Raw genomic sequence first — 12013 nt, 5'->3', positions numbered from 1 at the left:
GATTTTCCAATTTTCAACCTGCCCGCCGCGGCCAGTTCGTTCGCCGCGACGCCGATATTCCCCGCGCCCATCACCAGCAGCAGATCGCCGTCGCGCAGCAGCGGCGGCAGCACGCTTTTCAGCTGGCGCGGATGCTCGATCAGCACCGGGTCGATCTTGCCGCGTGCGCGCACCGCGCGCGCCAGCGCACGCCCGTCCGCATTCGCGATCGGCGCTTCGCCGGCGGGATAGACCTCGGTCAGCACCAGCACATCGGCTTCGACCAGCACGTTGACGAAATCGTCGAGCAGGTCGCGCGTGCGCGTGTAGCGATGCGGCTGGAACGCGACGACCAGACGCCGCTGCGGCCAGCCGCCACGCGCAGCCGCAAATACGGCGGCGAGTTCTCGCGGATGGTGGCCATAGTCGTCGACCAGCAGCACACTGCCCCGCCCTTGTTTGGCAGTGCCGAGCGCAATCTCGCCGCGGATCTGGAAGCGCCGCCCGACACCCTGGAATTTTTCCAGCGCGCGCGCGATGGCCGCGCCTTCGACACCGAGCCGCCAGCCGACCGCCGCGGCCGCGAGCGCATTCTTCACGTTGTGCGCACCCGGCAGATTCAAGGTGATCGGCAGCGCCTTCCTGTGCCCGGGCAGATGCAGGGCGAAGCCCATGCGCTGGCCGTCCTGCACGATATCGCTGGCGCGCACATCGGCTTTTTTGTGCGTGCCGTAAGTGATCGTGCGGCGCACGGTCGTGCGCGCCAGCTCGGCGACTTCGGCATCGTCAATGCACAGCACGGCGAGGCCGTAGAACGGCAGCCGATGCAGAAAATCGGCGAAGGCCTTTTTTACCTGGGCGAAGTCGCCGCCGTAATTTTCCAGATGATCGGCGTCGATGTTGGTGACGATCGCAATCACTGCGTTGAGCATGAGGAACGAGCCATCCGACTCGTCCGCCTCGGCAACCAGGTAATCGCCGGTGCCCAGGCGCGCGTGCGCGCCTGCGGCGAGCAACTGACCGCCGATCACGAAGGTCGGATCGAGACCACCCTCGGCGAGTACGCTGGCGACCAGACTCGTCGTCGTGGTCTTGCCGTGAGTGCCGGCGACCGCGATGCCGCGGCGGAAGCGCATCAGTTCGCCGAGCATCTCCGCGCGTGGCACCACCGGCACGCGGCATTCGCGTGCGGCGACGAGTTCGGGATTGTCCTTGCCGATCGCGCTCGACACGACCAGCGCGTCGATCTTGGCGACACTCCCGCGCGCGACATTCTGCGCCGTATGCTTTTTGTGGATTTTTATACCGAGGCTGGCGAGGTGGCGCGTGATCGCCGACGCATTCTTGTCCGAGCCGGAGACCTCGTAGCCGAGGTTGTGCATCACTTCGGCGATGCCGCTCATGCCGGCGCCGCCAATACCGACGAAATGCACGCGCCGGAAATTCTTCACCGGATCGGCCAGCATGATGCGCGCGTGCGCGGCTGGGCGTTGTGGCGTCACGCGGCCACCTCGATGCACGCGTCGGCGATGCGCGCGACCGCATCGGGCTTGGCCAGCGCGCGCGCGGCCTGCGCCATGCGCAGCAGGCATGCACGGTCGCCGAGCAGTTCGCCAAGCGACGCAGCGAGCCGCTCGGCACTGGCCTGCGCTTCGGGCAGCAGCGCTGCAGCGCCGGCAGCGACCGCAGCCTGTGCATTGTGCGTCTGGTGATCGTCGACCGCGTAAGGGAACGGCACCAGCAGCGCGCCGGCGCCTGCCGCTGCGAGTTCCGCCAAAGTCAGCGCACCTGCGCGACACAGCACGAGATCGGCCCAGGCATAGGCAGCGGCCATGTCGTCGATGAAAGGCTCCACGCTGGCCGCGACCGCAGACGTGGCGTACGCCGCGCGCGCCGCCTCGGCGAAGCTGGCGCCGCATTGATGGCGCACTTCGGGGCGCTGCGCTGACGGCAACAGCGCGAGCGCTTGCGGAACCCGCGCGTTCAATGCCTGTGCGCCCTGGCTGCCGCCGAGCACCAGCAGCCGCACCGGCACGGCGCCGCGTGCGGCGAAGCGCTGTGCGGGCGGGGCCAGTGCAACGATTTCGCCGCGCACCGGGTTGCCGACCCATTCGCCGCGCTTGAGCGCATTGGAAAATCCACAAAGCCGCTTTTTGGCAAAAATGGACAAGATGCGATTGGTCACGCCGGGGATGCTGTTCTGCTCGTGCACCAATAGCGGCACACCGCGCAGCCATGCCGCGACGCCACCGGGTCCCGCCGCATAGCCGCCCATCGACAGCGCGCTGCGCGGCGCGAGCCGTGCGAGCACCCGCCACGCCGCATACACGGCGCGCACGACATCCAACGGCATGCGCAGCAGCTTCAGCCAGCCCTTGCCACGCACACCTTCGATTTCCAGCATCTCCAGCGCGATGCCAGCTTTCGGCACCAACTCGCCTTCCAGGCGCCCGCGCGAGCCGAGCCACACGACCGGCACGCCGCGCCGGCGCAGTTCGTCCGCCACTGCAATGCCCGGGAAAATATGCCCACCGGTGCCGCCAGCCATGATCAATACCGGCTGCTGCAGCGGCATGCGCGTACTCATGTGCGCACCCCGGCAAGGCCCGCGTAGTCGGCGTGGCGCATGCCTGCGGCGTCGGCGCGACTGACTTCGTAGCTGACGCGCAGCAGAAAGCCGAGCATGACGCAGGTCATCATCACGCTGGATCCACCCGACGAAATCAGCGGCAGGGTCAGCCCCTTGGTCGGCAACACACCCATGTTCACGCCGACCGAAACCAGTGCCTGCAGGCCGATGCACAAACCGATACCGAACGCGCAGTAGCCGGCAAAGCGCTGGCCGCGTTCGACCGCGCGCATGCCAAGCGTCAGCGCGCGTCCGACCAGCAGGGCGAACAAGGCGAGCACCAGCACGATGCCGATAAAACCGAATTCCTCGCCGATCACGGCGAGAATGAAATCGGTATTCGCCTCGGGCAGATAAAAGAGTTTCTGCACCGAACCGCCGAGGCCGACGCCGAACCATTCGCCGCGACCGATCGCGATCAGCGCCTGGGTGAGCTGGAAGCCGTCGTCGAACGGATGTTCCCAGGGATTCAGGAACGAGGTCAGGCGCTTGACGCGATAATCCGAGGTCATCGCCGCCCAGGCGATCGCCGGCATCACCGGAATCGCCAGGTAAAACAGGTTGCGCATGCGCGCGCCGCCGAGCCAGATCATGCCCACGGTGACCGCGATGATCAGCGCGGAACTGCCGAAGTCCGGCTGCGCCAGCAGCAGCCCGATCAACACACCGGCGACGCCGATCGGCTTGACCACGCCGAACAGTTTCGACTGCACCGTCTCGCGATGGCGCACGAGGTAACTGGCGAGATAAACGATGAACATCAGCTTGACCGCTTCAACCGACTGAAAACCGGCGAAGCCGAGGCGGATCCAGCGTCGCGCGCCGTTGATGCGCTGGCCCAGGCCCGGCACGAACACGAGCAGCAGCAGGAACACCGCCAGCAGCAACAATGGAAACGCGTTGCGCTCGAACCAGACCAGCTCGGTGCGCGCGACGATCGTGCCGAGCGCGATGCCGAGTGCGAGAAAGACCAGATGGCGGATGACGTAGTAGAACGGCCCCAGATGCGCGCCGTCGGCGATCGCGATCGAACTCGATGCGACCATGATCACGCCGAAACTCGCCAGCGCCGCAGCGGCGATCATGATCGGCAGGTCGAAGCTGCCGTCGGTCTCGTCGATGCGCTTGGCCTGGGTCGAGAGTCCGAGCATCAGCGCACCTTCAGGGTCGCCAGACCGATCAACACGAGCACCACGGAAATGATCCAGAAGCGGACGATGACGCGCGACTCCGGCCAGCCCTTGAGCTCGAAATGGTGGTGGATCGGCGCCATGCGGAAGATGCGCTTGCCGGTGAGCTTGAAGCTCGCGACCTGCAGCATCACCGAGGCGGTTTCCATGACGAAGATGCCGCCCATCACCAGCAGCGCGATTTCCTGGCGCACGATCACCGCCAGCGTGCCGAGCGCGGCGCCGATCGCCAGCGCGCCAACGTCGCCCATGAACACCTGCGCCGGATACGCGTTGAACCAGAGGAAGCCAAGCCCGGCGCCGGCGAGCGCGCCGCAGAAAATCGCCAACTCGCCCGCACCCGGAATCGACGGGATGCCGAGATATTCGGAAAACACCTTGTTGCCGGCCAGATAGGCGAATGCGCCGAGTGCGGTAGCCACGAGCACGCTCGGCATGATCGCCAGACCATCCAGACCGTCGGTCAGATTCACCGCGTTGGAGAAACCGGTGATCATGAAATAGGCGAGCGGAACGAAGGCGATGCCGAGCGGGATCGCGACCTGCTTGAACAGCGGCACGTACAGCGCGGTTTCCGCAACGCTGTGCGCCGTTGTATACAAGGCGAGTGCGACCAGCAGGGCGAATACCGATTGCCAGAAATACTTCCAGCGCGCGGGCAGTCCGCGGCTGTTCTTGAGCACGATCTTCTTGTAGTCGTCGTACAAACCGATCGCGCCGAACGCGAGCGTCACACCGAGCACGATCCACGTGTAACGGCTGTTCAGATCCATCCATAACAGCGTCGCGATCGCCACCGCGAGCAGGATCAGTGCGCCGCCCATCGTCGGCGTGCCGGCCTTGGTCAGATGCGACTGCGGACCGTCGCTGCGCACGACCTGACCGGCCTTGACCGCGGTGAGTTTGCGAATCACCGCCGGGCCTGCCAGCAAGGAGAACGCAAGCGCGGTCAGCGTCGCCATGATCGCGCGGAAGGTCAGGTACTGGAACAGATGCAGGGCACTGATTTTCCCCTGCAACATCGCGGCGAGCTCAAGCAGCATGACGTTCACCTCCGCCATTGCCGTTCGCGTCCGTGCCATTTGCCGCATCGAGCAAGCTGCGCACGATGCGCTCCATCGCCGAGCCGCGCGAGCCTTTTACCAACACGTTGACGCCCGCATGGACTTCGCGCGCGAGTACCGCGATTAGCGCGCCTTGGTCGGCAAAATGCTGCGCGCCGCTGCCGAATGCATCGACGCTCGCGCGCGACAGTTCACCGACCGCGAACAGACGCGCGACGCCACTGCGTTTGGCAAGTTCGCCGATCTGCGCATGCAGCTGCAGCGCCTGCGCGCCGAGTTCGCGCATATCGCCGAGCACGAGCCACGCGGCACCAGGTTCCTGCGCCAGCGTCGCAATCGCCGCTGCGGCTGAACCGGGATTGGCGTTGTAGCTATCGTCGATCAGGTTCCAGCCACCGGCCATCGCATGGCGCACCATGCGCCCTTTCACCGTTGGCGCGGCTTGCAGACCCTGCTTGATCGTCGCCATCGGCACGTCGAGCGCATAGGCGACCGCAGCCGCAGCGAGCGCATTGAGCACATTGTGGCGGCCGCTCAGCGGTAGCGCGATCTCGATACTTGCGCCGGGCAGCTGCAGCTGGAACTGCGATTGGGTTCCAAGCTCGCGAATCTGCGCGCGCACGTCGGCCGGTTGATCGATGCCGAAGCGGATGACGCGCCGCGCACCGGCAGTGTTGGCAAACAATGTCGCAAAGGCATCGTCCGCGTTGACGATCGCGACGCCGTGTGCGGGCAGCGCCGCGTACAGCGCGCCCTTGGTTTCGGCAACGCCTTCGATCGAGCCCATGCGCTCAAGATGCGCCGGCGCGATGTTGTTGACGAGGCCGATTTCGGGCCGCGCGATGGCGGCGAGATAGGCGATATCGCCGGGCTTGCCCGCGCCCATTTCGAGCACCGCATACGCGGCGTCCTCCGGCAACGCGAGCAGCGACAGCGGCAGGCCGATTTCGTTGTTGAAATTGCCCGCGTTCACATGCGTCTTGCCGTGCAGCGCCAGAATCGACGCGAGCAGCGTCTTCACCGTGGTCTTGCCATTCGAACCGGTGATGCCGACGACGCGTGCCGAGCGTTGCGCGCGCACCGCGCTGGCAAGATCGCCGAGCGCGAGCAGGGTGTCGTGCACGATCACCTGCGGCAAATCAGTGGCAGTGGAAATCGGCCGCGCGACGAGTGCCGCCGCCGCGCCCGCCTGTTTGGCGGCGCCGAGAAAATCGTGCGCATCGAAGTTGTCGCCCTTGAGCGCGACGAACAGCGCGCCCGGCATCGGCTCGCGCGTGTCGGTGGCCACGCCACGGATCGAAAGCTGCGTGTCGCCATGCACGCTGCCTTTGGTCCACAACGCGATTTCGCCGAGGGTCAGGTTCAGCATGCACGTGCCTTGAGCGCGCGCCGTGCCACATCGATATCGTCGAAGGCATGCTTGACGCCGGCGATTTCCTGATACGGCTCGTGACCCTTGCCAGCGATTAGCACCACATCGCCAGGCCGCGCATCGCGCAAGGCCTCGGCGATGGCCCGTGCGCGGTCGCGCTGCACGAGCACAGCCTGTGGCCGCGCGAAACCGGCGACGATCTGCGCGACGATCGTGTCGCCATCTTCACCGCGCGGATTGTCGTCGGTGACGATCACACGATCGGCGAGGCGTTCGGCAATCGCCGCCATCTGCGGGCGCTTGCCCTGATCGCGCTCGCCGCCGCAGCCGAATACGCAGATCAATTGGCCCGCGCAATGCGCGCGCAGGCTGGTCAGCGCCTGCTCGAGCGCATCGGGCGTGTGCGCGTAATCGACGACGATCAGCGGTGCTGCGCCACCGCCGAGCCGGTTCATGCGCCCGATCACCGGCTGCGCCTGCGTGAGCGCATTGTGGATTTGTATAAAAGTAAACCCGAGTGCACCCAGGCAGCCGGCCACGGCGAGCAGGTTGGCGACATTGAAGCGGCCAAGCAACGAGGTTGCGACTTCGCCTTCGCCCCAAGGCGTGCGCAGGGCGAAATGCAACCCATCGCCATCGCTGCGCACCTCGCGCGCGACGATATCGGCCGCCGCATTGTCGATGCCATAGCGCAAGCCGGTCACGCCTGCGGGCAATGAGTCGGCGAGCTTGCGACCAAACGCGTCGTCGATATTGATCACCGCCGTGCGCAAGCCCGGCCAGTCAAACAGCTTCGCCTTGGCGGCGGCGTACGCCTCCATGGTGCCGTGATAGTCCAGATGATCGCGACTGAGATTGGTGAATGCGGCGACCTCGAACGCGACCGCATTGACGCGCCCCTGTTCGAGCGCGTGCGAGGACACTTCCATCGCGACATGGCTGGCGCCGGCATCGCGGAATTCGGCGAGTAACGCCTGCACACTGAGCGCATCGGGCGTGGTGCGCTCGCCCTCGCGCAGCGCGCCAACAAGGCCCGCACCGAGCGTGCCGATCGTTGCCGCGCGCGAACCCAGACCCTGCAGCGCCGAAGCGAGCAACTGCACGATCGAGGTTTTGCCGTTGGTCCCGGTCACGCCGATTACGTGCAGTGCGCTGGACGGGCGCCCGAAAAACCGCGCCGCGATTTCGCCGACCTGTTCGTGCAGGTTGTCGATCCAGACGATCGGCGCAGTTGTATTGCCGAGCCCCGAGTCCCGAGCCCCGAGCCCCGCCGAATAAGCGGCGGGCGCCGGCGCTTCCCCCAACACCACTGAAGCGCCGTGCGCCATCGCCGACGGGGCAAACGTAATCCCGTGCGCGGTCGTTCCCTTGAGCGCGAAGAATGCATCGCCCGCACGCACGCGGCGCGAGTCGAGCGCGAGGCCGTGCACGACTATGTCGCGCGCGGCGGGCGAAATGCCGTCGCCGGTAATACCCGTGAGCAGGTCACCGAGCTTTTGCGGCACTGTGCTCAAGGCCCAACCTCTTCCGCTTCACCCGGCGGCGGTGGGTCAGGCTGCGGCATGTCGCGCGGCTCGACCAAGGGGTTCGGCCCCGGGCCGCCGGCATACCAGTTCTTGACGTTGTCGGGCGGGATATCGAGCAGGCGCAGCGCGCCTTGCATGACCTTGCTGAACGCGGGGGCCGCGACGGTGCCACCCATGTATTGAACGATATCGGTGCCGGTCGCGCCCGAAATCACAATCGCGGCGACGAGACGCGGATCTGTAGCCGGCACGAAACCGACGAAGACCGAGTTGTAGAAATTGCTGTAGCCGCCATGCGAGGCGATATGCGAGGTGCCGGTTTTGCCGGCGGCGAGATAGTTCGGTACTGCTGCGGCCGGCGCCGTGCTCTCGGGTGAAATCACGGTTTCCAGCATCGCCTTGACCTGCGCCGCAATCTTCGCATCGACGATGCGCTTGCCTTCATCGCCGCCGCCTTTGACGAAGGTCGGCGTGTGCAGTACGCCGCCGTCCGCGATCGCGGCATACGCGCGCGCCAGTTGCAGCGGGGTGACGCTCAAGCCGTAGCCGTAAGCGATCGTGTCCTGCTCAACCGGGCCCCAGCGTTTGGCGATCGGCAAGCTGCCCGGCGATTCGCCGGTGAAGCCCGAACCGGTGGGTTCGCCGAAACCGTAGCGGTGGAACATGTCCCACATCTGATCGCGCGGCAGCGTCGCCGCGATCTTGGCGGCACCGACATTCGAGGAATGCGTGATCACGCCGGTGACCGTCAGAATACCGAGGTTGCGGTGGTCGTGTATGACGTGGTCGAAGTGTTTCCAGGTACCGGGTGACGTATCGACCTTGGAATCGGGTCGCCACTTGCCGCTTTCGAGCGCGGCGGAAATCGTCATCGCCTTCATCGTCGAGCCGGGCTCGACCACGTCGGTTGCCGCGCGGTTGCGCATATGGCTCAGCAGCTCGCTCGGCGGAATATTGCTGTTCTGCGAATTCGGATTGAACGACGGCTGGTTGACCATCGCCAGGATCTCGCCGTTGGTTACATCGAGCACGACGATTGAACCGGTGCTGGCGTGATGCTCCTTGATCGCCTTCATCAGCTCGCGATAGGCCAGATACTGGATGCGCTGGTCGATCGACAAGGTCAGGTCGTGGCCCGGCGTCGGCGCCACGGCGAGTTCGACGTCGACGTCCTCGACCGCGTGCCCGTGCAGGTCGCGGATGATGCGCTTGCTGCCGGGTTTGCCCGACAGATAATCGTCGAATGCCAGTTCCAGGCCTTCGAGGCCGTGATCGTCGATGTTCGTCTTGCCGAGAATATGCGCGGTCACTTCGCCGCTCGGGTAGTAGCGGCGGAACTCACGCTGGCTGGAGACGCCGGGAATGCCAAGCTTGATGATCGCCGCCGCCGCGTCCGGATTCAGATGGCGCGTGAGATAGACGAACTGCTTGTCGGCTTTCTGATTGAGCTTGTCGGTCAGGACCGCCGCATCGATGCCGAGCGCGTGCGCCAGCTCGGGAATCCGGTCGGTGTGATCGAGCAGAGTGCCCGGATCGGCCCAGATCGATTCCACCGGGGTCGACACCGCCAGCGGCTCGCCGTTGCGATCGAAAATGGTGCCGCGCGAAACCTCAACCGGAATCTCACGCAGGTAACGCTGGTCGCCCTGATCCTGGTAAAAATCCTTGCGCACCCATTGCAGATCGACCGCGCGCACGATCAGCGCAGTGCAGGCGAGCGCGAGGATCATCAGCACGACATACAGGCGCGCCTTGAGATTGATCGGATACTGGCGCGGCGTCACCCGCGGCCGGTCCGCGCGCAAACCGAACCAGCCGCGTCCGCCGCGCACCGCCTCGTACGCTGCGCCGCCGTCGCGTTGCGCACGCAACGCGGGCAGCTCAAGCTGCAGAATCTCGCGCCGGGTCATCGCTTGATCACCACCGTGTTCGCCGGGCTCGGGGAAATCATGCCCAGATCGCCGCGCGCGGCTTTTTCGATGCTGTTGATTTCCGCCTTGGTCGCACGCTCGAGTTCTAGACGGCCGAATTCGAAATTCAGGTGGTCGCGTTCCTTGGTCAATTCGGTGTACTCGACGAACAGACGCCGGCTTTCCTGGCGCGTGTAGACCACGCCGAGCGCGCCCGCGATCACGCCGGCGAGCAGTACGAAGATGATGCAGACACCGAGCGTGCGCATCACGCCAGGCGCTCCGCGATGCGCAGCACCGCGCTGCGCGCGCGTGGATTGGTTTCGACTTCCTGTGCGGAAGGAAATTGCGCCGCGCCGACCGTGCGCAGACGCAGCCTGCTCGACGGCGGCGGCGGCAGGCCGTGACGCACCGGCGCCGCGCGCGATTCATCGCGCAGGAAATTCTTCACGATGCGGTCTTCGAGCGAATGGAAGCTGATCACGGCGAGACGTCCGCCGGCACGCAGGCAATCCACTGCGGCATGCAGGCCGCGCTCGAGCGCATCGAGCTCGCCGTTCACATGAATGCGCAGGGCCTGGAAGCTGCGCGTTGCCGGATGCTTGCCCCCGCCTTTATGAGTATCGGCGCGCCGGCCGATGTTGCGTTCGATCAGTTCGGCGAGTTCGAGCGTGCGCGTCAGCGGCTGCACGCCGCGCTGTTCGACGATCGCATGCGCGATGCGTCTGGCTCTGCGTTCTTCGCCGAACTGCCACAACACGTCCGCAATCTCCCTCTCGTCGGCGCGTGCGAGAAACTCGGCCGCGCTGATTCCCGAACTCGTGTCCATGCGCATGTCGAGTGGCGCGTCGGCGCGAAAGCTGAAACCGCGCGCCGCGTCGTCCAGCTGCGGCGACGACACGCCCAGATCGAGCAGCACGCCGTCGAGCCCCGCCGCGGTCGCCTCCCACTCGCGCAAGTCGGCGAAATTGCCGTGGCGGATCGACACGCGCGCGTCCGCAGCGAACTCACGCCGCGCCGCCGCAACCGCACTCGCGTCGCGATCCATCAACAGCAACTTCCCCGCCGCACCGAGCTGCGCCAGCAACGCGCGCGCATGCCCGCCACGACCGAAGGTTCCATCCAGATAAACTCCGTCCTCGCGCACCTGCAGTCCCTGCACCGCCTCGTCCAGCATCACCGGCACATGTTCGCGTTCCGCCTTGGCGCCCGGTCCCGTTCCAGCATCTTCGCTAGTCATCGTTCGGGCGCACGCAATCGCTCCACTCACAACTTCAAGCCCAGCATCTCACCGCTGAGATCGGCCTCGTCGATGGTTTGACGAATCTTGTCCAGATGCGCCTGCTCGCTCCACAATTCGAATTTCGCGTTCATGCCGAGCAGGACCGCGCGCTTCTCGATGCCCGCCGCGTTGCGCTGGCTGGCCGGCACCAGCACGCGCGCGCTGCCATCGGGCTCGACCGCAGCGGCCGCACCGACCAGTTTCAATTGCAGATCGCGATGCACACGCTTGACGCTCGACAGCGCATTGACCTGATCGCGCACTTTTTCCCACTCGCTCTGCGGAAACAGCCACAGGCAGCCGTGCTCGAACGGGTTGTAGGTGAACACCAAGCGGTTCGCACAGGCGGACGCGATCAATTCGCGATAGGCGGTAGGCAGCGCCAATCGACCCTTGTCGTCCAACGTGATTGCGGTTTCGCCCTGAAACATCGCGCCCTAATTCCCACGAAAAGCCACAAAATCCCACCAGCGCCCACCTTATCCGCGGCATGCAGGGCTGTCAAGGGAAAATTGCTTTGCAGATCAAGGAGAAGCGGGTGGAATCGTGACTAATTCGTGCGCTTTCTGAGGAAGCTCGGAAAGGTGATTGAATTCACGTAAGTTTCTTGCCGGTGACACACCGCAAATCCACCCGGCAGATGCGCAAAAATATACAGGTGGAAAAGTATACTTGGTAATGTCGAGGCAACCCCAAGGCCATTCGCCAAAAGCCTGAATCCCTTGGATGTTACGCACGGCAGGCGCGACGCGCGTCCTGCTGGCCCCCACCCCGTACCCTCCCCCGCTGACGCGGGAGAGGGGGAGTGATCGTCGCGCTGCGCGCGACAACGTTATTTCATTGCTCCTAGTGAAAAGTGCGGCCAAGGATGGCCGCTTTGTGATCTTCGCGTTCACGGACGAACGCACAAATAAAATAAAGGAGTCGGCCGATAAGCCGGGTTTTGTCGTGGACAGTCATTCCTCTAGACGCCGCGTCGCCGCGGCGTTCAAGCATCCAACCCGGGAGCCACGCGGGCCGCGTGATTGCTCCCCTATTTGGTCTTGCTCCGAGTGGGGTTT

At 65.2% G+C, this 12013-nt stretch carries 10 protein-coding genes and 1 other RNA gene; all 11 read right to left on the bottom strand.

Annotated features, from left to right (window positions below; all coding sequences use genetic code 11):
- Positions 1 to 1481 (bottom strand): UDP-N-acetylmuramate--L-alanine ligase (murC, locus tag VIE67_RS13140; RefSeq protein ID WP_414707368.1); only part of this gene is annotated, 1481 nt, incomplete at its 3' end.
- On the bottom strand, positions 1478 to 2566 hold the full coding sequence (murG, locus tag VIE67_RS13135) for an undecaprenyldiphospho-muramoylpentapeptide beta-N-acetylglucosaminyltransferase (RefSeq protein ID WP_332026894.1): 1089 nt from the start codon (positions 2564 to 2566) through the stop codon (positions 1478 to 1480). The genes murC and murG, both read right to left, overlap by 4 nt.
- Positions 2563 to 3759 carry a putative lipid II flippase FtsW gene (gene ftsW, locus VIE67_RS13130; RefSeq protein WP_332026893.1) on the bottom strand — a complete coding sequence of 399 codons (1197 nt, stop codon included), beginning with the start codon at positions 3757 to 3759 and terminating at the stop codon, positions 2563 to 2565. Before ftsW ends, murG begins: the two co-directional genes overlap by 4 nt.
- On the bottom strand, positions 3759 to 4841 hold the full coding sequence (gene mraY, locus VIE67_RS13125) for a phospho-N-acetylmuramoyl-pentapeptide-transferase (protein ID WP_332026892.1): 1083 nt from the start codon (positions 4839 to 4841) through the stop codon (positions 3759 to 3761). Before mraY ends, ftsW begins: the two co-directional genes overlap by 1 nt.
- Positions 4831 to 6231 (bottom strand): UDP-N-acetylmuramoyl-tripeptide--D-alanyl-D-alanine ligase, encoded by a 1401-nt coding sequence (locus VIE67_RS13120; RefSeq protein WP_332026891.1) that lies wholly within the window; start codon positions 6229 to 6231, stop codon positions 4831 to 4833. The genes mraY and VIE67_RS13120 overlap by 11 nt, the downstream gene beginning before the upstream one ends.
- A complete protein-coding gene (locus tag VIE67_RS13115) occupies positions 6225 to 7739 on the bottom strand; it encodes a UDP-N-acetylmuramoyl-L-alanyl-D-glutamate--2,6-diaminopimelate ligase (RefSeq protein WP_414707369.1) in 1515 nt (504 codons plus the stop codon). Before VIE67_RS13115 ends, VIE67_RS13120 begins: the two co-directional genes overlap by 7 nt.
- Before the next feature lie 5 nt (positions 7740 to 7744).
- Complete coding sequence (locus VIE67_RS13110; protein ID WP_332026890.1) at positions 7745 to 9670, bottom strand: peptidoglycan D,D-transpeptidase FtsI family protein; 1926 nt, start codon at positions 9668 to 9670, stop codon at positions 7745 to 7747.
- On the bottom strand, positions 9667 to 9939 hold the full coding sequence (gene ftsL, locus VIE67_RS13105) for a cell division protein FtsL (protein ID WP_332026895.1): 273 nt from the start codon (positions 9937 to 9939) through the stop codon (positions 9667 to 9669). The genes VIE67_RS13110 and ftsL overlap by 4 nt, the downstream gene beginning before the upstream one ends.
- On the bottom strand, positions 9939 to 10910 hold the full coding sequence (gene rsmH, locus VIE67_RS13100; protein ID WP_332026889.1) for a 16S rRNA (cytosine(1402)-N(4))-methyltransferase RsmH: 972 nt from the start codon (positions 10908 to 10910) through the stop codon (positions 9939 to 9941). Before rsmH ends, ftsL begins: the two co-directional genes overlap by 1 nt.
- Positions 10911 to 10936: 26 nt before the next feature.
- Positions 10937 to 11383, bottom strand: coding sequence for a division/cell wall cluster transcriptional repressor MraZ (mraZ, locus tag VIE67_RS13095; protein ID WP_332026888.1), 447 nt, complete (start codon positions 11381 to 11383; stop codon positions 10937 to 10939).
- Positions 11384 to 11868: 485 nt separating this feature from the next.
- An RNA gene (gene rnpB / locus VIE67_RS13090) (RNase P RNA component class A) lies at positions 11869 to 12013 on the bottom strand; the annotation flags it as partial.

The sequence above is a fragment of the Rudaea sp. genome, from assembly GCF_036560865.1.
Classification (GTDB): Bacteria; Pseudomonadota; Gammaproteobacteria; order Xanthomonadales; family Rhodanobacteraceae; genus Rudaea.
The sequence above is the reverse complement of the archived record's forward strand: the minus strand, read 5'-3'. Positions and strand labels throughout refer to the sequence as shown.